The 23,841-nt window shown below is 38.2% G+C and carries 24 protein-coding genes; 10 read left to right on the top strand and 14 right to left on the bottom strand.

Annotation, left to right across the window (positions count from 1 at the left end; all coding sequences use genetic code 11):
- The 3 genes from minE to minC all read right to left on the bottom strand — a co-directional run.
- Window positions 1-209, bottom strand: a 209-nt coding sequence (minE, locus tag K5Q58_RS18805) for a cell division topological specificity factor MinE (protein WP_220755391.1), incomplete at its 3' end; no start/stop codon positions are given.
- Between the two features lie 2 nt (window positions 210-211).
- Window positions 212-1,021 (bottom strand): septum site-determining protein MinD, encoded by an 810-nt coding sequence (gene minD, locus K5Q58_RS18800; protein WP_102526246.1) that lies wholly within the window; start codon window positions 1,019-1,021, stop codon window positions 212-214.
- A gap of 28 nt (window positions 1,022-1,049) precedes the next feature.
- Window positions 1,050-1,715: a septum site-determining protein MinC gene (minC, locus tag K5Q58_RS18795; RefSeq protein WP_220755390.1), complete on the bottom strand. Its 666-nt coding sequence runs from the start codon at window positions 1,713-1,715 to the stop codon at window positions 1,050-1,052.
- Window positions 1,716-1,836: 121 nt separating this feature from the next.
- On the opposite strand from minC, the gene K5Q58_RS18790 reads away from it, so the two are divergent.
- The 3 genes from K5Q58_RS18790 (at window position 1,837) to K5Q58_RS18780 (ending at window position 3,773) form a co-directional block, all read left to right on the top strand.
- Window positions 1,837-2,115 (top strand): YcgL domain-containing protein, encoded by a 279-nt coding sequence (locus tag K5Q58_RS18790; protein WP_220755392.1) that lies wholly within the window; start codon window positions 1,837-1,839, stop codon window positions 2,113-2,115.
- A gap of 200 nt (window positions 2,116-2,315) precedes the next feature.
- Entirely contained in the window at window positions 2,316-3,290 is a 975-nt protein-coding gene (locus tag K5Q58_RS18785; RefSeq protein ID WP_220755389.1) for a lytic transglycosylase domain-containing protein, read from the top strand.
- Window positions 3,291-3,332: 42 nt separating this feature from the next.
- Window positions 3,333-3,773 carry a YcgN family cysteine cluster protein gene (locus K5Q58_RS18780; protein ID WP_220755388.1) on the top strand — a complete coding sequence of 147 codons (441 nt, stop codon included), beginning with the start codon at window positions 3,333-3,335 and terminating at the stop codon, window positions 3,771-3,773.
- Window positions 3,774-3,908: 135 nt separating this feature from the next.
- Here the strand turns inward: K5Q58_RS18780 and dsbB are convergent, their stop codons facing one another.
- Together dsbB and nhaB are read right to left on the bottom strand one after the other, a co-directional pair.
- Window positions 3,909-4,424, bottom strand: coding sequence for a disulfide bond formation protein DsbB (dsbB, locus tag K5Q58_RS18775; RefSeq protein ID WP_220755387.1), 516 nt, complete (start codon window positions 4,422-4,424; stop codon window positions 3,909-3,911).
- Window positions 4,425-4,507: 83 nt separating this feature from the next.
- Complete coding sequence (nhaB, locus tag K5Q58_RS18770) at window positions 4,508-6,094, bottom strand: sodium/proton antiporter NhaB (protein ID WP_220755386.1); 1,587 nt, start codon at window positions 6,092-6,094, stop codon at window positions 4,508-4,510.
- A 445-nt stretch (window positions 6,095-6,539) separates the two neighbouring features.
- Here nhaB and fadR point away from each other — a divergent pair, with 445 nt between their 5' ends.
- Window positions 6,540-7,271 carry a fatty acid metabolism transcriptional regulator FadR gene (gene fadR / locus K5Q58_RS18765; protein WP_220755385.1) on the top strand — a complete coding sequence of 244 codons (732 nt, stop codon included), beginning with the start codon at window positions 6,540-6,542 and terminating at the stop codon, window positions 7,269-7,271.
- 92 nt (window positions 7,272-7,363) lie between these two features.
- Here fadR and K5Q58_RS18760 read toward each other — a convergent pair whose 3' ends face one another.
- From K5Q58_RS18760 to sodB, 4 genes are all read right to left on the bottom strand, one after another.
- The gene (locus tag K5Q58_RS18760) at window positions 7,364-8,926 is read right to left on the bottom strand and encodes a SpoVR family protein (RefSeq protein ID WP_220755384.1); all 1,563 of its coding nucleotides are present in this window, start codon (window positions 8,924-8,926) and stop codon (window positions 7,364-7,366) included.
- Window positions 8,927-8,936: 10 nt separating this feature from the next.
- Window positions 8,937-10,208, bottom strand: coding sequence for a YeaH/YhbH family protein (locus tag K5Q58_RS18755; RefSeq protein ID WP_220755383.1), 1,272 nt, complete (start codon window positions 10,206-10,208; stop codon window positions 8,937-8,939).
- 66 nt (window positions 10,209-10,274) lie between these two features.
- Entirely contained in the window at window positions 10,275-12,209 is a 1,935-nt protein-coding gene (locus K5Q58_RS18750) for a PrkA family serine protein kinase (protein ID WP_220755382.1), read from the bottom strand.
- Window positions 12,210-12,541: 332 nt separating this feature from the next.
- Window positions 12,542-13,126 carry a superoxide dismutase [Fe] gene (sodB, locus tag K5Q58_RS18745; protein WP_102526236.1) on the bottom strand — a complete coding sequence of 195 codons (585 nt, stop codon included), beginning with the start codon at window positions 13,124-13,126 and terminating at the stop codon, window positions 12,542-12,544.
- 235 nt (window positions 13,127-13,361) lie between these two features.
- On the opposite strand from sodB, the gene K5Q58_RS18740 reads away from it, so the two are divergent.
- A complete protein-coding gene (locus K5Q58_RS18740) occupies window positions 13,362-13,703 on the top strand; it encodes a Grx4 family monothiol glutaredoxin (protein WP_102526235.1) in 342 nt (113 codons plus the stop codon).
- 104 nt (window positions 13,704-13,807) lie between these two features.
- Here the strand turns inward: K5Q58_RS18740 and K5Q58_RS18735 are convergent, their stop codons facing one another.
- Window positions 13,808-15,037 (bottom strand): uracil-xanthine permease family protein, encoded by a 1,230-nt coding sequence (locus K5Q58_RS18735; protein ID WP_220755381.1) that lies wholly within the window; start codon window positions 15,035-15,037, stop codon window positions 13,808-13,810.
- 206 nt (window positions 15,038-15,243) lie between these two features.
- Here K5Q58_RS18735 and K5Q58_RS18730 point away from each other — a divergent pair, with 206 nt between their 5' ends.
- Complete coding sequence (locus K5Q58_RS18730) at window positions 15,244-16,341, top strand: DUF2066 domain-containing protein (protein ID WP_220755380.1); 1,098 nt, start codon at window positions 15,244-15,246, stop codon at window positions 16,339-16,341.
- Window positions 16,342-16,544: 203 nt separating this feature from the next.
- On the top strand, window positions 16,545-17,255 hold the full coding sequence (gene hda, locus K5Q58_RS18725; RefSeq protein ID WP_220755379.1) for a DnaA inactivator Hda: 711 nt from the start codon (window positions 16,545-16,547) through the stop codon (window positions 17,253-17,255).
- Window positions 17,256-17,327: 72 nt separating this feature from the next.
- On the opposite strand, the gene K5Q58_RS18720 is transcribed toward hda, so the two are convergent.
- The 4 genes from K5Q58_RS18720 to K5Q58_RS18705 form a co-directional block, all read right to left on the bottom strand.
- The gene (locus K5Q58_RS18720) at window positions 17,328-19,334 is read right to left on the bottom strand and encodes a hypothetical protein (protein WP_220755378.1); all 2,007 of its coding nucleotides are present in this window, start codon (window positions 19,332-19,334) and stop codon (window positions 17,328-17,330) included.
- A 183-nt stretch (window positions 19,335-19,517) separates the two neighbouring features.
- Entirely contained in the window at window positions 19,518-19,895 is a 378-nt protein-coding gene (locus tag K5Q58_RS18715; RefSeq protein ID WP_220755377.1) for a DUF2069 domain-containing protein, read from the bottom strand.
- Window positions 19,896-19,903: 8 nt separating this feature from the next.
- Window positions 19,904-20,254 carry an arsenate reductase (glutaredoxin) gene (gene arsC / locus K5Q58_RS18710; RefSeq protein WP_220755376.1) on the bottom strand — a complete coding sequence of 117 codons (351 nt, stop codon included), beginning with the start codon at window positions 20,252-20,254 and terminating at the stop codon, window positions 19,904-19,906.
- 104 nt (window positions 20,255-20,358) lie between these two features.
- Window positions 20,359-21,828 (bottom strand): M48 family metalloprotease, encoded by a 1,470-nt coding sequence (locus tag K5Q58_RS18705; RefSeq protein WP_220755375.1) that lies wholly within the window; start codon window positions 21,826-21,828, stop codon window positions 20,359-20,361.
- Window positions 21,829-21,956: 128 nt separating this feature from the next.
- On the opposite strand from K5Q58_RS18705, the gene K5Q58_RS18700 reads away from it, so the two are divergent.
- The 3 genes from K5Q58_RS18700 (at window position 21,957) to K5Q58_RS18690 (ending at window position 23,814) form a co-directional block, all read left to right on the top strand.
- Window positions 21,957-22,184 carry a sulfurtransferase TusA family protein gene (locus K5Q58_RS18700; RefSeq protein WP_220755374.1) on the top strand — a complete coding sequence of 76 codons (228 nt, stop codon included), beginning with the start codon at window positions 21,957-21,959 and terminating at the stop codon, window positions 22,182-22,184.
- A gap of 74 nt (window positions 22,185-22,258) precedes the next feature.
- Window positions 22,259-23,356, top strand: coding sequence for an AI-2E family transporter (locus K5Q58_RS18695; RefSeq protein WP_220755373.1), 1,098 nt, complete (start codon window positions 22,259-22,261; stop codon window positions 23,354-23,356).
- 83 nt (window positions 23,357-23,439) lie between these two features.
- Window positions 23,440-23,814, top strand: coding sequence for a glycerophosphodiester phosphodiesterase family protein (locus tag K5Q58_RS18690; protein WP_220755372.1), 375 nt, complete (start codon window positions 23,440-23,442; stop codon window positions 23,812-23,814).
- Window positions 23,815-23,841: the final 27 nt, after the last annotated feature.

Here is a 23,841-nt window from a genome sequence, read left to right as displayed (position 1 = left end):
TCGTTTTGGTCAAGTTGTACAGAAACCTGATCTTCAGATATTTGTACATATTTACGAATAACTTCAATAATTTCTTGTTTCATTTTAGGAAAGTAATCAGGCGCATCACGTTCACCACGTTGATGAGCAACAATTATCTGTAAACGCTCTTTTGCCGTCACAGCAGTATTGGTTTTTTTATTGCTTCTGAAATAATCGAGTATTGACATAATTAGCTACCAAATATCCTTTTTAAGAATCCTTTTTTCTCTTCAGTAAGAAACCTAAATGGTACTTCTTCACCAAGTAAACGTTGGACAGTATCAGCGTAAGCTAAGCCCGCATCACTTTCATCATCATTAATCACAGGAATACCCGAGTTTGATGCTTTTAATACAGCTTGTGACTCAGGAATAACACCGAGTAATTTAATGGCTAAAATCTCTGATACATCTTCAACACTTAACATTTCACCTGTTTTAACTCTAGCAGGTGAATAGCGAGTGAGTAATAAAAACTCTTGAATAGGCTCAAGATTTTGTTCTGCTCGTCGAGAGCGACTTTGTAACATACCTAAAATGCGGTCTGAATCGCGTACAGAACTAACTTCTGGGTTGGTTGTTACAATAGCTATATCAGCAAAATATAGCGCCATCATCGCACCTTGCTCAATACCGGCTGGTGAGTCACAAACAATGTAATCAAAATCTTTGCTTAACTCATCTAATACGCCGCCAACACCTTCTTTAGTCAAGGCGTCTTTATCGCGAGTTTGTGAAGCGGGAAGAATAAATAATTTGTCGCAGCGCTTATCTTTAATTAAGGCTTGGTTTAGGTTCGCTTCGCCATTAATAACGTTGACGAAATCATAAACTACACGACGTTCACAACCCATAATTAGGTCAAGGTTTCGTAGACCAATGTCAAAATCGATAACAACAGTTTTTTTGCCTTTTAAAGCTAAACCTGTTGCAATTGCAGCGCTTGAAGTTGTTTTACCAACGCCACCTTTACCTGATGTGACAACAATTATTTGTGCCATTTGTTATTATATCCTTTTATGTTGCCAACTATTGAGGCAATGATTCAACCATGAGTGTATCGCTATTTAAGCGAACGCAACCTCGTTGATCGCTACAATGCTGCTGCAAATGTTCTGCTAGCCAATATTGTCCAGCAATTGAAACTAATTCGGCGTCGAGAGTGTTTGCGATGATAATACTGTTTCTATCTCCTGCAGCACCCGCCATCGCTTTTCCACGTAAAGCGCCATATATATGAATGCTACCATCAGCAATGACTTCTGCACCATTACCAACTGCACCAAAGATGATTAAGTCAGCATTTTTTGCATAAATCTGTTGTCCTGAGCGGACATTTTGCTTAATGATTTTGGTTTCTTTAGTTGGGGCGGGCATGTTCTTAGCTTGCTTGCCTGATTTCACAATCGCTAAACCCAAAGCTTTTGCCTGCTCACTAATGCTTTCGTTAGCTGATGTTACACCAACAATGATGAGTTGGTTATCAGTGAGAAGTTGTTTTAATGCTGCGAGATCAACATCATGATTTTCAATTGCACTTAAATTTAAGATTAATGGTGCACCAATGAAAAACTGTGGTGCTTGAGATAACTTAGTATCAAGATCAGCAGCAATTAGATTAAAATCATGAGTATTAATATGCAGTACTGAAAGAGTAAAAGAAGTGGCTTTTAACTCAAGACTTTGTATAGCCATCCAGGCGTTAATCTCCAAAAAAGTCAGTGTGAGAACTGAATTGCAATTAAATTATTAACTGTCCATGTTATAGTGTGCGTTGTTGACTATCAAGCTAGAAACAGAGGAATTTAATCCCAAAATGATATGCGCCGTATATAAAAGTAGTCGAAAACTCGATACCTACTTATTTGTTGAAAAACGTGATGTTTTTGATGCTGTTCCAGAGCCTTTAATGAAGATGTTCGGAACACCTAAGTTAGTGATGATGGTACCACTATCAAAAAGAACTGAGTTGGCCATGGCAGATATTGAAAAAGTAAAATCAGAGTTAGTTGATAAAGGTTTTTATCTTCAACTACCACCACCAGTGACCAATTTATTAGAAGAGCACCGAGAAAGTTTAGGGATAAAAGATTAGTGTCGCTTTAATAAGAAGTAGTAATTTAATACTGGCACTGGCACTGGCACTGGCACTGGCACTGTTATAAATGCCAGTCTGTATTAATTAATAGCCTGAAATTGTGTGGTTATATTTGGTATTTCGATGTTAGTACAAATATGTTAACGTTTAGTTGAAAAAAATAAGAATAGCAATAATGAGTTAATTTAGGACATTTTATGATTGGGAAGATCATTTCATCTGTAATAGTAATTTTTTTTACTATTAACTTTGCTTACGCACAACAGAGCGTAAGTTTTGATGATTATTTAGCTACATTAAAAGATAAAGCGGCACTTGCAGGTGTGTCACAACACACTATTGATAAACACTTTTCGAATATTAAGGTGTTCAAACGTGCCACTGCTAATGGGTCAAACAAAGCATTAAACCTCGAAAGTTATATCCCACAAAATTCACCAGAAATAACAGTAAGCACTGCACGCGCAATGTTTAAAGAACAACAACAATCATTAATTGCTATAGGTGACCGTTACGGTGTACAACCTCGGTTTCTAGTGGCGCTATGGGGCATGACATCTGAATTTGGTGAACAGAAGGGGAATTTCCCAATATTATCAGTTACAGCATCAAATGCTTATTCCGGTAATAAAGAACAGTTCTATATTGATGAATTTATCGCTGCTTTAAAAATCCTTGATACTGACCAAGTTCAATATGAACAGTTAATTGGCTCGTCAACAGGTGCTATGGGACACATGCAGTTAATGCCTTCGCAATACCTGGCTCACGCACAAGATGGCAATGGAGATGGTATAAAGGATATTTGGAACAATCAATTTGATGCATTTGCAACTGCAGCATCTATGTTAAGAGATGCTGGTTGGAAAAACAGTGAGACTTGGGGACGTCAGGTGAGTGCTATCAACCCAATTGAAAGCTTTCTCGTAGGCACTGACCACACTGAAACATTCAATGAATGGCAAGATCTAGGGGTAAGACGATATAACGGTAATGACTTACCTAAACGTGACGATATGCAAGTTTCACTATTAATGCCTGATGGTGCTAATGGTCGACAATATTTGGTCTATAACAACTTTCGCTTGTTACAAGCATGGTCGGTAAAAGAACATTTTTTACTCACTGTGACTTACCTTTCAGAACGAATCAAAAATCCTCCAATCAATTAATGATATAATGCCGGTAATTTAAGGTTAATGCTGTACTGAATTATGTCTTTTTGGGTTGAAAAAAAACTTAACGAACTTACCACCGTACAATGGGAAGCATTGTGCGATGGTTGCGGTAAGTGCTGTTTAAATAAATTAATTGATGACGAAACAGAAGAGCTGTATTACACCGATGCTGCTTGTCATTTGTTAGATGATGAAACGTGCGGTTGTCGCCGTTACCCTGAACGTTTTAAATATGTGCCAGCTTGCACTGCAATTACAGTAGACAATGTTGCTCAATTAACTTGGTTACCAGATTCTTGCGCTTATAAACGTTTGCATGAAGGTAGAGAACTACCAACTTGGCACCCACTCATTACTGGCTCGAAAGATGAAATGCATGCTGCTGGTATTTCAGTTAAAGGCAAAACCATTAACGAAAATAAAGTTCGTGATGTATTTGATCATATCGTACTTTGGCCACTTAAAGACTTAGATTAAGCAACTCAAATACTAGTATTTCTTGTCTAAGACAATCAAAAAAGCACTCTTTAATGAGTGCTTTTTTATGCGTATTTGATTAAGCCAGAGTTTAAATTGTCATCAATGTTTTATTTTTAATCTATAACAAATCAGCTATTTAGATTTTAATGGTTTTATCGCAGGGATAACCATGACAGCAAGCACAATAAGATAAATGATAAAAGTCACTATCATCCACTGAGCCATACTGACAGATAAAAAAGTCCAAGGGTCGTCGCTACACATTCCTGTAGGAGAAAAGACTGAAGGTAACCATTCATCTAATGGCATCCAACTAGGAAACTCAGGGAAGAATGAACAAGTTGAAAAAGGAGATGGATCGACTTGTAATCCATTTAATTCGAGGGACAACTTTAATCCCCATACGGCACTAACGCCCCATCCAACTAAGCCTGCAATTCTGGTTAACCAGAAATTAGGCGCTAAAGTTCCAATAATGCCTGCAATGATTAACCCCAAAACTGCAACACGCACATATACGCACATTACACAGGGATCTAACTCCATAACGTATTGAAAAAATAATGCAGCAGCTTCAAGGCCAATAGCGGATAAAAGCAACACCATCCATGCGGTGCGAGTGCGAGTAAATTTCTGTAATCCGGTCAAATCAATCTCCTGTCGATTTATGACGATAAAAAAACACCCTCGAATGAGGGTGTTTTCAAAACAAACGTTAAATCAAATCAGCATTAATGTCCAACAGCACCGCCAATAACATCTTTAGCGGAGTGGTGAATAATAATGTGATTATCATAATAGTATTGCGTCATATCAGTTAAGAACCCAGATTCAATCATAACGATACCAACGATAGATAATACAATTGTATAAGGCAGTGCCATCCATACCATGCGACCGTATGACAGTCTAACTAATGGTGCTAGTGCTGAAGTTAGCAAGAATAAGAAAGCCGCTTGACCGTTTGGTGTCGCAACAGAAGGTAAGTTAGTACCTGTATTAATCGCTACGGCTAGAAGATCAAATTGGTCTCGAGTAATTTGACCACTAATTAAGGCTGCTTTTACCTCATTAATGTAAACGGTGCCAACAAATACGTTATCACTGACCATGGACAGGAGGCCATTGGCAATATAGAAGATTACTAATTGCGCATTACCTTCGAAACTTAGTGCCCACTGAATCACTGGCGCAAATAAATGTTGGTCGATGATGACACCAACAACTGCGAAGAAAACGGCTAACAATGCTGTAAAAGGAAGGGCTTCTTCAAAAGCTTTTCCTAATGCATGTTCATCTGTTACACCATTAAATGCAGTAGTTAAGATAATAACTGAAAGACCAATTAGTCCCACTGAAGCTAAATGGAAAGCTAGGCCAACTACTAACCAAACACCCACTAATGCTTGCACTAGGAGTTTCATCTTATCTGCTTTAGTACGATTTTGATCTTCGTAATCAGAATAATCACTCAATATTTTATGGACTGCATCAGGAAGCTCGGCACCGTAACTAAACCATTTAAATTTTTCGACAATAAAACAGGTGGCGACACCTGCAATAAATACTGGAATAGTGACAGGTGACATGCGAATAAAGAATTCACTAAACTGCCAATGGGCTTGAGCTGCAATGATTAAGTTTTGTGGTTCACCGACCATAGTGCAAACGCCACCTAATGCAGTACCAACACCAGCATGCATTAAAAGATTACGTAAGAAACCACGGAAAGCTTCTAGCTCATCATTATTCAATTGCTCACGTTCTTCAGAGGTATGATCATGGTCGCTGCTAAAGTCTTTACCTGATGCCACTTTGTGGTAAATCGAATAGAAACCAATAGCTACAGCAATAATTACCGCGATAACGGTTAATGCATCTAGAAAAGCAGATAAAAAAGCTGACGAAACACAAAACATTAATGAAACTATGATTTTAGAGCGTACTTTAGTGATCATCTTAGTGAACACAAAAAGTAGCAATTGTTTCATGAAGTAAATACCTGCAACCATAAAGATTAGCAATAGTAACACTTCTAAGTTAGCTTCAATTTCGTGTAAAACTTGCGTTGGGGAAGTCATTCCAATAAAGACTGCTTGTATGGCCAGAAGACCACCAGGTTGAAGTGGGTAGCACTTTAACGCCATCGCAAGTGTGAAAATAAATTCTAAGACTAGTACCCATCCGGCAACGAATGGACTGACAAAGAAAAATAATATTGGGTTTATAACAAGAAACGATAAGATTGCATATTTGTACCATCTTGGTGAATTACCCAAGAAGTTACTAAAAAATGCAGCACCAGTGGTTAACGGCATAATAGCCTCTCCAATTGTGAATTTATGATAGTGAACTTTTGAGGAAGGAATCTGACAGACAAATTGAAGCTGAAACGAGAGTTTAAAGATAAAAAAAGGATTATAGTGCGTTAACTATGTTGTTTATTAGCTACTATTTCTATTTTTACCGTGTTGATACAATTATTTCTTAGCGCTTAAAATTTGATGTTTCAAAATTCGTTAGTTGTGCCACTAACTTACATCCATTTTGTTTGGCGCGTAGTTTAGCGCAAACGGTCGTTATTGTAATGCGATAAAAAAAAATCCACGACAAAAACATAACCAATATAACTACTACCTCACAATCTTTTCGTTGACTGCGCATTTTATGAGCAGCGGTGTATCTAAATCGATCGTTTAGCCGCTATCAATGGTGTGTAATTGCAAGAGCTCTGGTATGATCAGTTCATAGGATAACTACGGGATGTTCAAGTTGACAATTATCAATGCAAAAGGTCCTGCAAGTTTTGCAGAGAAGTATATTGTTCGTTCGATATGGGAAAACAAATTTCCACCAGGTTCGATATTGCCTGCAGAGCGCGAACTGTCAGAATTAATTGGTGTTACAAGAACCACGTTACGTGAAGTGTTACAGCGTTTAGCGCGTGATGGTTGGTTAAAAATTCAACATGGTAAGCCTACGCAAGTAAACAACTTTTGGGAAACATCAGGTCTTAATATTCTTGAGACTATTGCTGATTTAAATCCAGATGGCTTTCCGTTACTTGTAGATCAGCTTTTATCAGCAAGAGCCAACGTTAGTACGATTTATTTCCGCGGTGCAGTTCGTAATAACCCTGATAAAGCGCGAGAAGTTTTAGCCAAAATACACCAACTAGAAGACAGTGCTGAAGCCTACGCAGACTACGATTATGAATTACATCACGCTTTGGCGTTTTCATCGGGTAATCCGTTGTATGTATTAATTCTTAATGGTTTTAAAGGTTTATACAGTCGAGTAGGGCGTTATTACTTCTCGAGTCAAGAAGCCCGTACTATAGCTTTAGACTTTTATAAAGCATTAGAAAAACTGGCTATTGAAGGTAAATACACCGAAGTTAATGCTTTGATGAAAACCAATGGTATTAACAGTGGCATTATGTGGCAAAAGCTTCGTGATGATATGCCAGCAGAAATTGCTATCAACGACAAATAAAATTCGGCTGTGACTAGAAGGTACAGTGTCTGGCAATAATAAAAACCAACCTCAAGGTTGGTTTTTTTATGAATGAAACTTTTTAATCATGCTTATAGCGTCGTCATTTTACTATCTTCATTGGCAGGAGGGCATTGAGCCAGTTTTATGACCTTGCCACTGGCATCGACTTGCTCTAAAGTGACGTCAAATCCCCATAATCTATGTAAATGTTTCAAAACTTCTTCATTAGTTCCGCCAAGAGGAATTCGTTTATTAGGTACATACCTTAATGTTAATGAACGATCACCATTAATATCCACTCGCTGCACTTGAATATTTGGCTCAAGGTTTGACAAGTTATATTGTTGAGAAAGCTTCTCTCGAATTAGGTGATAACCTCGGTCATCATGTATAGCTGATACTGATAATTTATTACAACTGTCATCATCAAGTATACTGAATAACTTAAAGTCACGAATCAATTTTGGCGAAAGGTACTGACTAATAAAACTTTCATCCTTAAAGTTTTCCATTGCAAAAGTCACTGTGGTTAACCAATCACTACCCGCAATATCAGGAAACCATCGTTTATCTTCTTCTGTCGGCTCTTCGCAAATTCGTCTGATATCAACAAACATGTTAAAGCCAAGAGCATAAGGGTTAATGCCACTGTAATAAGGGCTGTTATAGGCAGGCTGAGCGACTACGCCAGTATGACTTTGTAAAAACTCCAGCATAAACCTGTCGGTCACTGTGCCTTCATCAAACATATGATTCAAAATAGTGTAATGCCAAAACGTTGCCCAACCTTCATTCATCACTTGGGTTTGTTTTTGCGGATAAAAATATTGCGCCATTTTACGCACTATTCTTACTATCTCACGTTGCCATGGTTCTAACAGTGGCGCATTTTTTTCGATAAAATATAAAATGTTCTCCTGAGGCTCATCAGGGAAATTGATTTGATCATCTATTTTTTGTTCATCAGGATTTTTAGGCACAGTACGCCATAAATCATTAACTTGACTTTGTAAGTAGGCCTCACGATCTTTCTGACGCATTTTTTCTTCTTTAAAGGACACTTCAGCAGGGCGTTTATACCTGTCTACACCATAGTTCATTAATGCATGGCATGAGTCGAGTGTAAGTTCGACTTGTTCGACACCAAATGTTAACTCACACTCATGGATATAATTTTTGGCAAAGACCAAATAGTCGATAATTGAACTGGCATCTGTCCAGGTTTTAAATAAGTAATTATTTTTAAAGAAGCTGTTATGACCAAAACTTGCGTGTGCCATTACCAACGCTTGCATTGTGATGGTATTTTCTTCCATTAAGTATGCGATACAGGGATCTGAATTAATTACAATCTCATAAGCTAAGCCCATTTGACCACGGCGATAACCTTGCTCGGTTTCGATAAAACGTTTACCAAAAGACCAATGGGTATAACCTATAGGCATCCCAATGCCTGCATAGGCATCCATCATTTGCTCTGCAGTTATCACTTCAATTTGATTGGGATAGCTGTCTAGATTGTAAAAAGCAGCCACTTTTTCAATTTCTTCCATATAAGTTTCGAGTAATGAAAAGCTCCAATCAGGCCCATCATCAAGAGGTTGTTTTTTAGCTTTGTCAGCTTCGGTCGAACGATTCTGTTCTGTTGTCATTGTGTTCTCCTTAGCTTGGTTGCTTTTTAAATAACTCACGGAACACGGGATAGATGTCATCAACCTCTTTAATATGTTGGACTGCAATATTGCCAAACTCTTGTTGTAAGGCTTCATACTCACGCCATAGTGTTTGATGTGCGCGACGAGTGATTTCGATATAACTAAAATATCGTGAAACTGGGAGAATTTTATCTGCTAATAATTGTTTACAGGCTGGTGAATCATCGGCCCAATTATCACCATCAGATGCTTGAGCTGCATAGATATTCCATTCATCTGCAGGATAACGGGCTTGTTGGATTTCATGCATTAAATTCAATGCACTAGAAACAATGGTGCCGCCTGTCTCTTGAGAGTAAAAAAACTCATGCTCATCAACTTCTTTAGCTTGGGTATGGTGTCGAATATAGACGACTTCTAAATTTTTGTATGTTTGGGTTAAAAATAAGTACAGTAAAATATAAAAGCGTTTTGCCATATCTTTGGTTGCTTGATCCATAGAGCCTGACACGTCCATTAAACAAAACATTACCGCCTGGCTTGAAGGTTTCTCTCGTTTAGCGAAATTATTAAACCTTAAATCGAAGCTATCAATAAACGGCACGCTGTCTATTTTCTTTTGAAGTTCCTCTATTTGTTGTTTTAAATCCATTATGACTTCAGCTTGAGTACCTGGGGTGTTTTCAAGCAAATTTAATTCAGCTTTAAGTTCTGCTAATTTTTTCTTTTTGCTGGCTGTCATAGCAATACGACGGGCATGGGATGATCGTAGTGAACGAACAATATTGATATTTGCAGGGACACCAACGTTAGTGAACCCTGCACGATAGGTTTCAAATTCAACCATTTGCTTGGCGTTAGTTTGTTGAAGGTCTGGCAGGGCTAAATCTTCAAAAAGCAGTTCCAAATACTCGTCGTTGGAAATCTCAAATAAAAACTCATCTTTACCTTCACCAGTGTTGGATGCATCTCCTTCACCACTTCCTTCGCCAGCTCCACCACCTTTAGGGCGTTCTATTTGGTCACCTTGATTAAATTGATCATTACCTGGATGCACTCGTTCACGAATACCACCTTGTCCTTGATGAAAAATCGGCTCGCTAATGTCACGGGTAGGGATACTAATTTTTTCGCCTTTATCAATGTCAGTGACACTTCGACGGGTCACAGCTTCGCTAACTGATTTTTTGATTTGTATTTTATAACGTTCAATAAATCGTTGTCGGTTAACGGTACTTTTGCCCTTAGCATTGAGACGTCTATCTATAAAATTTGCCATACACAACTCCTAATGAACTTTGACCTTAACCCAAAACACATTGAGTAAGGCCAAAGTGAGCAAGACCTATGACGATTTACGAACCCTCAAGTACCACTCTGAAAGTAATCTAACTTGTTTTTGGGTATATCCTTTCTCCATCATACGATTGATAAAGTCGTCATGTTTGCGCTGATCATCAGCAGATGTTTTAGCATTAAATGAAATAACCGGTAGTAAGTCCTCTGTGTTAGAGAACATTTTTTTCTCTATGACTACTCTCAGTTTTTCATAGCTGGTCCATAGCGGATTATTACCTTCGTTATTGGCTCTAGCACGTAATACAAAGTTAACGATTTCATTACGAAAATCCTTTGGATTACTTATTCCAGCTGGTTTCTCAATTTTCTCAAGTTCAGCATTAAGCGCTGATCTATCAAATAACTGTCCTGTTTCAGGGTCGCGAAACTCTTGATCTTGGATCCAAAAGTCTGCATAGGTAACATATCTATCGAAGATGTTTTGACCGTATTCAGAATAGGATTCAAGGTAAGCTGTTTGGATCTCTTTACCGATAAATTCGACATATTTCGGGATCAAGTAGCCTTTTAAGAATTCTAAATAACGTTCACTGAGTTCATTAGGGAATTGTTCCTGCTCGATTTGCTTCTCGAGTACATAAAATAAGTGCACAGGATTTGCGGCAATTTCAGTGTCATCGAAGTTAAATACTCGCGATAAAATTTTAAATGCAAAACGGGTCGATAAGCCTTGCATACCTTCATCTACACCTGCGTAATCACGATACTCTTGGAATGACTTAGCTTTGGGGTCGGTATCTTTTAATGTTTCACCATTATAAACCCGCATTTTAGAGTAAATTGATGAGTTTTCTGGTGCTTTTAAGCGAGATAAAATACTAAACTGTGCTAGTGTTTCTAGAGTACCAGGAGCACAGGGAGCATTAGAAAGCTCAGAGTTACTCAGCAGTTTTTGGTAAATCTCCATTTCTTCAGATACACGTAAACAATAAGGTACTTTGACGATATAAACCCTATCTAAGAATGCTTCGTTATTTTTGTTATTTCTAAATGTTGTCCACTCTGACTCATTCGAGTGAGCGAGGATCATGCCATTATAAGGTAGGGCAGATAAACCTTCTGTACCGTTGTAATTTCCTTCTTGTGTTGCTGTTAATAATGGATGAAGCACTTTAATTGGTGCTTTAAACATTTCCACAAACTCCATTACTCCTTGGTTTGCTCGACAAAGTGCACCTGAATAGGCGTAAGCATCAGCATCATCTTGAGAGAAATGCTCTAATTGTCGGATATCTACTTTACCGACAAGGGCTGAAATATCTTGGTTGTTTTCGTCTCCTGGTTCTGTTTTAGCTATGGCTGTTTGGTCAAGTATTGAAGGGTAGACTTTGACCACTTTAAATTGAGTAATATCGCCACCAAACTCATGCAATCGCTTAACTGCCCATGGGGACATGATGGTTTTAATGTAACGAGTTGGAATATTATATTCGTTTTTTAATAGCTCACCGTCTTCTTCTGAGTCAAATAAACACAGTGGACTGTCATTGACTGGGCTGCGAACACCGTCAGCGGTTAGAATAAAAATCGGTACTTTTTGCATTAACGATTTTAGCTTTTCTGCCAGAGAAGATTTACCACCACCCACTGGGCCTAGTAAATACAGAATCTGCTTTGATTCCTCTAACCCTTGAGCTGAATGTTTAAGGTAAGACACAATCTGTTCGATAGACTCTTCCATACCATAAAAGTCTTTAAAACTTGGGTAGTGAGTGATAAGGCGGTTTGAAAATATTCGGCTAAGCACCGGATCTTTTGAAGTATCAATAGTTTCTGATTCCCCGATGGCCATTAGCATTCTTTCAGCTGCAGACACATATGCGCTTCTATCTTCTTTACAGATTTCAAGAAACTGCTGGAGTGAATATTCTTCATCTAGCTTTTGTTCATAACGTTGTTGGTAATGTTCGAATATGCCCATAAGAAACCCCTTGAAACTTAGCTGAAAGAAAGTGATGGATAGCGCATTTTTAGTGACTAAAGCTGAAAATATTTTCCATTATTTTTGGTCTTTAAAAATCAGTTGTCAGCTTAAGTCTAGGTCAGAGGATTGATATTTGCGAGGAGGTGAAAATAAAAACTTCAATAAAAACAAAGATAAACAGTTGCAATTGCAACTGTTGCAAAAGTTGGCAGTTGTTTTGAACATAAAAAATGTGGGGCTATTCAGTTATTAACTATCTCGTTTTGAGTAATAAAAAAGGAGCCAAAAGGCTCCTTTTACATCATCTCATTTGTACCTAAATAGGTAGATTAACCTGCAAAGTTTGCGTTAACGAAATCCCAGTTAACAAGTTCCCAAAACGCAGCCATGTAGTTAGGACGAACGTTACGGTAATCGATGTAGTAAGCATGTTCCCAAACATCAACAGTAAGTAGTGAAGTTACTGATTCATCAGTTAAAGGAGTAGCAGCATTGCTAGTGTTAACAATTGAAACTGAACCATCAGCATTTTTTACTAACCAAGTCCAAGCACTACCGAAGTTATTTACTGCAGAATCAGTAAATTTTGCTTTAAATTCTTCGAAAGAACCGAATGCAGCGTTGATTGCATCAGCAATCGCGCCGGTAGGAGCGCCGCCAGCGTTTGGTGCTAAACAGTTCCAGTAAAAAGTGTGGTTCCAGATTTGAGCAGCATTGTTGAACATGCCACCAGTAGAAGTTTTAACAACTTCTTCTAATGTTTTATTTGCAAATTCAGTACCTTCAACAAGACCATTAAGCTTAACAACGTATGTGTTGTGATGCTTACCGTAGTGATATTCAATAGTCTCTTCAGAAATGTGTGGTGCAAGTGCGTTCTTAGCATATGGTAATGCTGGTAATTCGAAAGCCATTTTTATCTCTCCATGGACATAGGTTATCGTTTTTATGAGTACCACTTAGGCATCATTGCTCTGCCGACATTGTACTGCAAATTTTTGTGATGTGAATCATTGTTTGATGAATAATGTCGATAGACGCAATCTATAAAAGCTATTTTTATTATAACCCTACAAACTGTGGGATTTTGTTCTTGGCTAAGCTCGCGTACAATGGCAAAAGATTATTAAGTTGCACTTAGGAATTACAATGGAAACAGTAGACAAGATTAAACAGCAAATCAGTGAAAACCCAATTATCGTATACATGAAAGGGTCACCAAAGTTACCAAGCTGTGGTTTTTCATCGCAAGTTGCACAAGTTATGATTAACTGCGGTGAGCAGTTTGCATTCGTTGATATTTTACAGCATCCAGATATTCGTGCTGAATTACCAAAATTTGCTAACTGGCCAACATTCCCACAACTGTGGGTAGAAGGTGAGTTGATTGGTGGTTGTGACATCATCACTGAAATGTATCAAAAAGGTGAATTACAGCCAATCATCAAAGAAACTGCTGATAAGTTTCGCACTGAAGAAGACGCTGAATAATTTAAGTTAACTTTATTTATTGATTAAATATTGTTAAAACAAAAAAGCCCTAAACTGATCGCAGTTAGGGCTTTTTATTTTTGAAACCATTTAAGCAATTACATTTATTGTGCTTTTTGATCTTCAGGCGTTTTAGGCAGGATAAGATTCATTAGAATAGCGACTAAGCCACATAAGCTGATCCCGGTTAAACTAAACTCACCGATACCAAATGCCATTCCACCAATACCAAAAACTAATGTAACCCCAACAATACTCAAATTTCTTGGTTCATTTAAATCGACTTGATTACGTATTAAGGTGTTAAGCCCTACTGCTGCAATTGAGCCAAACAATAAACACATAATGCCGCCCATGACCGGTAATGGAATGGTTTGCATTAACGCACCTAATTTACCGATAAATGCAAGAGTGATGGCTGTAATTGCCGTCCAAGTCATGATTCTTGGGTCAAAACTTTTGGTCAGGGTAACTGCGCCTGTGACTTCTGAGTATGTTGTATTAGGTGGGCCCCCAAACGCTGATGCAGCCATTGTGGCAATACCATCGCCAGTTAGTGTGCGATGTAAGCCAGGTTTTTTCATATAGTCTTTGCCAGTTACATTGGATATTGCCAATAAATCTCCAATATGCTCAACAGCTGGTGCGATAGCGACAGGGATCATAAATAGAATCGCTTGCCAATGAAACTCTGGGGCAACAAAATTTGGAACAGCAAGCCAAGGTGCTTGATTCACTGGAGTAAAGTCAATAATACCAAAAACCATACTGAGGCCGTACCCCACTAAAATACCGGCAAGAATTGGCATTACCTTTAATATTCCTTTTGCGAGTACCGCAATGGCGACGGTAGTTGATAGCGACATAATCGCAATAAATAACGCAATGTTTTGCTCAACCAGTACGGCGCTTCCATCACCTGTTTTACCTAAGGCCATATTGACGGCCATTGGCGCTAGCCCTAGGCCGATAATAATGATCACAGGGCCAACGACAACAGGTGGTAATAATTTATGAATAAAACCACTGCCATTAATTTTAACCAGAGCTCCAAGGATTACATAAACAAAACCAGCAACCATTAATCCCCCCATGGTTACGGGGATCCCCCAAGTCTGTACGCCATACATAATTGGAGCAATAAAGGCAAAAGAGGAAGCTAGAAATATTGGAACTTGTCTTTTGGTAATAACTTGAAACAGCAAAGTCCCTAAACCTGCAGTGAACAATGCCACGCTGGTGTCTAAACCACTGAGTAATGGCATTAACACTAAGGCGCCAAATGCGACAAATAACATTTGCGCCCCTTGTAATGGGATGAATAGACGATTCATATGTAGGTGATTTCCTGTCAGGTATAAATTAAGCTGTAAGATAGGCTAATATTGGTTAAATGTCTGTAATGTAAATCAAGTTTAAATCCTTTTACGTAACAATTAGTGGTTAATTCGTCCGTTAAATTGGTAAGGGAATGTAATTTTAGAAGCAAAATTAATATGCTACACTTCGCTTACTTTCATCTATTGCTTATATCTTCCTTATGCAAAAAATATTTTTACAAATTATTGTTATCAGTGCGCTATTTGGCTTATTTAGTCCTAAAGCGATTTCAGCTGAAGTCGGTCTGTTAGATGAGGCTGATGTGGTTGTTACTTCAAGAGCAAGAGCTGAGAGACAAGCTGCACTAAAAACTGCGCTGTCAGCGGTATTTGTAAAAAATTCAGGCTTACCTTCGGTATTAGAGCATCCTCTAGTTAAGGCTCAAATCAATAAACCAGAAGTGTTATTGACCCAATATGGCTACAGTGAAGTTGATAAAGAATTAACTTTAAAAGCTAACTTTGACCACAAGCGGATTATCTCTACACTTCGTCAAGCTGAATTACCCGTTTGGGGGCGTCAACGTCCGCTAACATTACTTTGGTTGTCCATTGAAGATGAAGGCGAGCGCAGTATTTTATCTGATGCGTCTGAAATGGATACACGTTCCCAAATCGATTTAGATTCTAGTAATAAAGGAATTCCAGTCATTTTGCCGATTATGGATTTAGATGATGTCATGAAGATAAGCGTATCTGACGTGCGGGGCATGTTTACCGATGTTGTTGCAGAGGCATCTACTCGATACCGTGCAGATTATTTTGCTGTAGCAGATATGGATAAAGTCGGTGGTTTTGTTCGTTTTCAAGTTTCTCTGTTTGATAAAGACAGTAAAGCAGGGTTAATGCAGCCGCTTATTCATCATCAAGCAGAAGTCCTTGATTATCAGGAAGCCACAGATCAAATATTAAGTACCTTAGCTGAATATTTTGTTAGTCAGTATGCTTTTGCTGATAGCGGCAACAGTGCAGAAACATTGCTGTCATTAGCAGGCGTTCAAAGTATGGCGCAATTAGTTGAAATTGAAGCTTACCTTAATCAACTGAGCGCGATTAAAACGGTGAGCTTAAACCAGTTTAAAGCCAATACCGTGACTTATAAACTTGAATTATTTGGTGATGCTGAAGATTTACAGAAACTATTGAATATCAATAAGCGTTTAACAGAGATACCATTGTTAGAGCCAGTAGATGAGTTGTCTGACTTAGAGTTCTCGCCAGAGCAGCAAGCAACCAAACTATTTTACCAATGGCATTAAGTCATGATTTATTTATTTGAGAACTGAGCTTTATCAGTTTGATTGTCTGTTTCTACATAGTTGATAGTTTTATAGCCACTCGATACGTGATAACGATCTAACTGTTCATTGTTGAACTCGTTAGTCTGACTAAACAACAGCAGACCTCAAAACGATTGTGTTATACTCATCATCGCTTGTTTACATTATTAGAGAATTTTTGAGTGACCCAAAACTCACCAAAACAGTTATCGTTACCCGTATATTTACCTGACGATGAGACTTTTCAAAGTTATTATCCTGCAGTGGGTAATGATGAATTAATTCAAAAGCTTCAAGCTACTGCAGAAGGTAGTTTGTCGTCTAGTTTATACTTATTTGGCCCGATTAAATCAGGCCGAACCCATCTTATGCATGCTGCTTGTGCCCATGCAAATGAACTTGATAGACGTACGCTTTATATCCCTTTAGGCATTCACGCCAGTATATCACCTGAGCTTTTTGAAGGTGTTGAATCTTTGCAGTTAATTTGCATCGATGACATTGATGCCATAGCAGGGCACCCAATTTGGGAAGAAGCATTATTCCATTTATATAATCGTGTTGCTGAGCAAGAAGATTGTCGCTTGATTGTCAGTGGAAGTTCATCACCCACTGAAGCAGGCTTCGCACTGCCTGATTTGATTTCTCGGATGCAGTGGGGGTTAATTTATCAACTGCAACCGATGGCAGATGAAGAAAAGTTAGTTGCGTTACAGCGTCGCGCTGCAATGCGAGGACTGCAATTATCTGATGAAGTAGGACGGTTCTTATTAACTCGCATGGCGAGAGATTTACGAACCTTATTTGATGTACTAGATAAACTTGATAAAGCGTCTATGGTACATCAACGTAAACTCACAATTCCTTTTATTAAAGAAATGCTTAGGCTGTAATCTTTGCTGATTATTTGAATAAAAAAGCCACCTTTTGGTGGCTTTTAATGTTTTAAAATCTGAAAAACTGAGCTAACGCTGAGGAATAGGCATATCTCTATGTTCTCTTCCTATCTGAACTGGGCGTCTTTCTTTGGCGTTATCATTAGTGCTTAAGCTACTGACTTTTGATAGCGATTGACTACTAGGGCTTATCCCAATATTGTCATACCAATCTTCTCCAGCTGTCATATTTATTGGCTCTGGCAAATTATTGAGTAAAGTTTTACCGTCTTCTTCAGGCATAATTTGGTCAATGACAAACGCAGCTCTATCTAACAAATCTGGTGAAGCAATTCTGCCACGTTGTCCCCAGTCGACAATTAATTCAGTAGGGTCAGTAACCGCAACATCCCTTTGTATTTGATAGCGATGACTCATAAATGATTCTTCAAATAACATTGCTGCATCTTCGCGAGTAGAAGAATAAGCATAAAAGTCATTTGCGTGATCAGTTAAGAAAAAACTGGTCACATCATTTGGAAGGTAGGCTTTTTGTGTACTGTTGGCTGTTTCACCTTGAAAACTCACACTTGCAAGACCATACATTTCGCTGCTCGTTAACGGATCGACGTTTTGCAGTTGATCCGATACCAACGCGTTATTATCTGTAAGACGATAAAAATCATCAATTAATGTCGGGCCTGTTAACGTACTATGTATAGAGCGGGGGAAGAAGTCATTGGCATGGGCTAACTCGTGGTAAAGCAAGCTGGCTAAGTTTGGTGTTATGTCAGCTAATGTACGAGTTTGTCTTACTGCTCGGTCGATACTGCTATAGGCATAATCATTATCTTTCACGTAACGCCAAGGCATGATGAATTGTAAATCGTTACCAAAGTCACTGCGATAATCTGGCGCTTCATTAATAGTGTCACGCTGCTCTGGTGTAAACCACAGATATTCAGGGTCAAGATAAATGGCGCCTGTGGCAACCCAATAAAAAGAAGGCCTGACATCGTAACTTATGACAACAGCAGTGACTGATTGAAGTAATTTTATAAAATCACTATTGGGATCTGCTTGAGTTAAAAAAGTTTCAAAGTTTTCGCCCATCCAGTCATGAGAAACGACAACTCTGTCCATGACTGATTGAACATTTTCTGAATTAGCCACTTGGCCAACTAATGGTAAGTCGGCGATATTACAAGTTTGATTAAGCTGATTTGAGTACACACAGTTTGATGCATTAGCAGCATATTTGGATGAATCTTTATAGGAATATGTACGTGCTACGGGCTGATCAAAATACGGAGAAGAAATTGTTGATTCGTTAGTTACTAACACAAATACTTCATCAGATAAGGTTTCACCTGCAAATTGACCAGTGGCCTTGAGCCCAATGACGCTATCAGAGTTGACATTAGGTGCTGTAAATAAAGGGCGCTCCGGGTTGGTTAAATCAAGTTCAACCGCTTGATTAGAAAAGTAGCACCACTCTATTTCATCAACAATAAGATCGTTTATCCGCGCAACTCTAAGACTAACTCCATTACCTTCAACCACTTGATGATCGCTATTAATATTTAATTGATTGATGGACGCGTTTGCTGTGATAGAAACTGATTCAGTTAAATCTGTTTGGTTGCCAGAAACGTTTACAGAAAAACTATATTCGCCAGACTCTGGAATGATGAATGATAAGACAGGGCTGTTTTCTGATACTAGAGAAAGTGCGGGGCCAGAAGTTTGCTGCCATTGATAAGTTAGCCCTGCTGAATCAGTGTTAACAACACTGGCAAGGATTGTCGCAGATTGACCTGCAGTATAAGTTTGCTCAACATTAAAGCTTAAATCTGAAGACGTGGTAACTAAAGTGAGCCCTGAACTTGCTTCACAAGTATTGATGGGTAATGAATTATCAGGTGTTCCAGAGTCCGCACTTGATGAATCACTTGAACTACCTCCACAGCCGGTTAATATCGCTGCGATAACTAAATTCGTTATCGCAAAATATTTTGTTCTGCTTTGATAACGTTTGTTAGCTATTGTATTCAAAATACTTTGGCCGATAAAAGTCTTGTTAAACAATGTGTTCATATACAATCTCCGTTGCTTATTACTACATTCAATCAAGTGACTGACATTTCACTATAGCATGGGATTTATTGTACAAAAAGAAGGAATTAACCAGTTGGCAACCAGGTTGCAATCATTTGTTTACCTCTAAAAGTAATATAAAAAAAGCGCCGAAGGCGCTTTTGGTTTCCAATAAAATTCAAATTAGTCTTTTTTTGACTTCTTTTTTAAGCCTAACCCTAACTCTCTGCCGCGCATTCGTGCGTAGAAAGGGAATCCGACGAGTAATGCACTAATCAGTACCGATTCGATTAACGCAAAATAAAGCGCGTCTTCTGTGACGTAGACTAAAGTCAATCCATGAAGTAAATATAGGCAGAGAATAAAACTTGCCCAAGCATAGGTGTATGGCTTGCCGGTTAAGATCCCCTTAATAGGGAGTAATAAAGGTAAAATCCATAATAAGCTAAACGCCATTGAATATTCACCGGTCAATCCTTGCTGTATAAACCATCCTGATAGCAGCATGAGTAAAGCAACATAACCGACACGGCATAATTGAAATAAAGTATGTGTTGTCATTTTGAAGCTCACAATATCGCTAAAATATTTTCTGGAGGGCGGCCTATTGCAGCTCTTCCATTTGCTAAGGCAATAGGTCTTTCAATTAATTTTGGTGTTTCGATCATTGCTTGAACTAATTGCGCTTGAGATAAAGACTCGTCGGCTAAGTGAAGTTCTTTATATTCTTTTTCTTTGGTGCGCATTAACTCTCTAGGTGAAAGCGCTAATAAGGTCAAAATATGGTTTAGTTCTTCGGTTGTTGGTACCGTTTTGAGGTATTCAACGATCGTGACGTTAGCATTATTTTCTTCAAGCAATGCTAGTGATTGACGACTTTTCGAGCAGCGAGGGTTATGGTATAGCGTTACATTTGTCATAGGATCACTTGTTATCTTTATTTTGGCGACAGTTTATCAAACTTTAGATGAGATGGTTAGCCACATCGGATTGATGTGGCTGAGTAATAAATAGTTTTATAGCGTTATTTTAATGCATCCAAAGACCGTTTAGCTTGTCTAAATTGACGTATACGGGCTTCTATTCGGGCAATTTGTAATGTTTGTCCTTCAGAATGGCGGTAAGCATAATTAAGTTGGTCAATTGCGCCGTCATAATTGGCAGCAAGAGCCATGGCTTCGGCATTACTGTAGTGTTCGAGCGCTTTATTCCCAAGCTTGCGATAGGCTTGAGTCATTAGCTGATAAGGTAAAGTATTTTGCTTATCTAAGAAAATGAGATCTTCTAATAATGGAATTGCTTTACGCGGCTGGTCTGCCTCCACATAAATGTTAGCGAGGTTGGCAGCAATAACCAGTGATGTTGGCTTAAGACGTTTATGATGTTTTAGGAGTTCTATTGCTGCTTCATAATCATCTTTTTGGGCTAATAAATCTGTTTTGGTATCGATGTAAAATAAATTATTACGATCATTTTCAAGTAACTCATCGATAATTTTTTCAGCTTCATCAAACTTTTTCACTCTAAATAACGCTAAAGCTTTACCGTAAAGTGCTGCACTTTTAAAAGTATATGTTTTCTTTTTTAATTGTTTATCAAATAGAGACATTGCAGCTTGGTCGCTATAACTAGAAAATCGAACTTGTATACGCGCTTTAGCAAGTTGGTAATTTAATTGGTCCGGTATATATCGATTAGGATATTGTGCTGCTCGATTTCTAGCATCAGTAATACGTGATTCAGGTAAAGGGTGAGTCAACAACATTTGAGGCGGAGTAGTGGTAAAGCGATAACGAATGGCTAACTTTTGGAAAAAATCAGAGGCGCCATTAGGATCGAAACCTGCATCGGCTAGAATTTGCATACCAATTCTATCGGCTTCACGTTCATGTAAACGGGTGAAGTTAATTCTAGCTTGCGTTGATAATGCTTGAGTAGTTGCTAAAGCAGCCATACCCGCTTGAGGGGCTGCAATAGTGAGTAAAATAGCGCCTAGCATTCCAACAATCGTTGCGGTAGAACTTTTATCTTGCGCTTCAAGTGAGCGAGCTAAATGTCGTTGGGTAACGTGAGTGATTTCGTGCGCAAGCACTGATGCAAGCTCACTTTCAGTATCAGCATGTAAAAACAAACCAGTATGGACACCGACATGACCGCCAAAAAAAGCGAATGCGTTGATTTCATCATTTCTTAATAAAAAGAAATAAAAGGGGGTTTTTACTCCCGTTGCATGAGCCACCAATTTATTACCAAGCTCTGACAGATATTGGTTTAAAACTGGATCGCTAATAACAGGTGCTGATGAACGGATAACACGCATATAGGCATCGCCATACACCATTTCTTTTTCAAGACTAAATGTGTTTACGGCGGCAGTACCAAGATCTGGAAGGTCATTATTCGCGAAGCTTTTAGCAACTCCAGCAGTTAGTAGTAAACTTACTGCGGTTGTTAAAACACCTTTAGAAAACTGAGTAAACGATAATTTGCGCAAATGAAACCTTTATTATAATTATTTCAACAGGGTGGCAAGCAAAATTACATCAACACCTTAATGGTATCGCTTGTGGTTTATTGTCCTTGCTAGGATAATAGCCATAGAATGTGTAAAGCAAGTTCATAATGAAATTTATTGATTTAACTGCTCATCAATGCCCCTATCCCTTGGTGCAAATTAAGCTAGCCTTAAAAAAGATGCTACCGGGTGAAACATTGGCAATTAGTATCTCTGACTCTGGTTCACGTCGAGATGTTCCGCTGTTTTTTAAAAAAATTGGCTATCAAGTTCAAATTACTGATGATAATGATAAATCTATGTCATTGAACATCACAAAACTTAACAATATATAAGTATAATCATATAGTTCTAATAAGATAGAATCCGATTATAACAACTAAAACTGTATTTCTTTTTAGGTAAAACGATGCTCTCATTTTTAAGTGATTGGTATAAAGCCAGATTCAGTGATCCTCACGCGATTACATTAGTGTTTATTTTACTTGGGATAGGGTTACTACTTTATTTTGCTGGTGGACTACTGGCGCCATTATTGGTGGCGTTAGTGTTGGCTTTTTTATTAGAGTGGCCTGTTGCTCAGATAGCAAAATTTGGTATCAATCGCACTCTAGGTGCTTCGTTAATTTTAGTATTGTTTATCGGTTTGATGGTATTACTAGCATTCGGTCTTGTTCCGAGTCTTTGGCGCCAAGGCATCGCGTTAGCGACAGATTTACCATTAATGATTGATACAGGGATGCAGTCTCTCGTTTCCTTAAGTGAAAACTACCCGCAATATATTAGTATCGAACAGATTGATGCTATGGTGATTGAGCTAAAAAAACTTGTTGATACCCAACATTTACTGGATATAGGCAAGCAATTATTAGGTTTTTCTGCTTCTTTATTAGTATTGATGGTATATGTGATTTTAGTACCGTTACTCGTATTCTTCTTTTTAAAAGACAAAGACCAACTTATTAAGAGCAGTAAACGCTTCTTCCCTAATAATCGTGATTTAGCCAGAAAAGTTTGGTTCGAAATGGATCAGCAAATTTTCAACTATATCCGCGGGAAAGTCATTGAAATCGTCATCGTAGGTACTGTCAGTTATATTTTCTTTGCTGTAATGGGTCTTAGATACTCTGCATTATTAGGGGTGCTGACTGGGCTTTCAGTTCTTATCCCATATGTCGGTGCTACATTAGTAACCTTGCCAATTGCATTGGTTGCATTTGTTCAATGGGGAGTCAGTCCTGAGTTTGGCTATGTGATGATAGGTTACGGTATTATCCAAGCTTTAGATGGCAATGTGTTAGTACCAGTCTTATTCTCAGATGCTGTTGATTTACATCCAGTTTTGATTATTGCAGCAGTACTTGTTTTTGGTGGTCTGTGGGGGGTATGGGGCGTATTCTTTGCAATACCTTTGGCATCTTTAGTCAAAGCCGTTATCAATGCTTGGCCTGATAATAGACCTCCAATAGAAGAAGGTAAAGAAGATGAAAAAGAGTCTTCTAACTAATTAGCTCCTATTTTTATTTAGGATTGGAAAGTATTTCGATTGCAAAACTACGATAACTGAATATCAAATGTTAGGAGCTTTAAATGCGCTATGTAATATATTTCTTATCAATTTTTGTTTTATTTACTGCACAAGCTAATACGGGACATAGACTAGGGGGAGATATTTACCACCCTGAAAATACGTTATATAGTTTTCAATTAGCGATAGAAAATCTTCAAAATGACTCCAAGTTTAAGTATGCAGAATTTGATGTACAAGAGTCTAAAGATGGATTTCCGGTTGTCTTTCATGACATGAAAAATATAGCTAGAATAGTTCCTGACAATGAATACAACAGAGATATTCTAAAGCGATTCTCAAATTCTACTAGTTTGAAAGAAATCTCAATTTCTGAACTTTATTTGCACGAGATTAAAGGCTTAAAGTTAGAAAATAACGCAAAAATTCCAGAGTAAATTGAAGTTTTAGATACTGCTGTTAAT

The sequence above is a fragment of the Shewanella sp. KT0246 genome, from assembly GCF_019654955.1.
Taxonomy (GTDB): domain Bacteria; phylum Pseudomonadota; class Gammaproteobacteria; order Enterobacterales; family Shewanellaceae; genus Shewanella; species Shewanella goraebulensis.
Note: the sequence above shows the minus strand (reverse complement) of the source record. Positions and strands in the feature narration are given on the sequence as shown.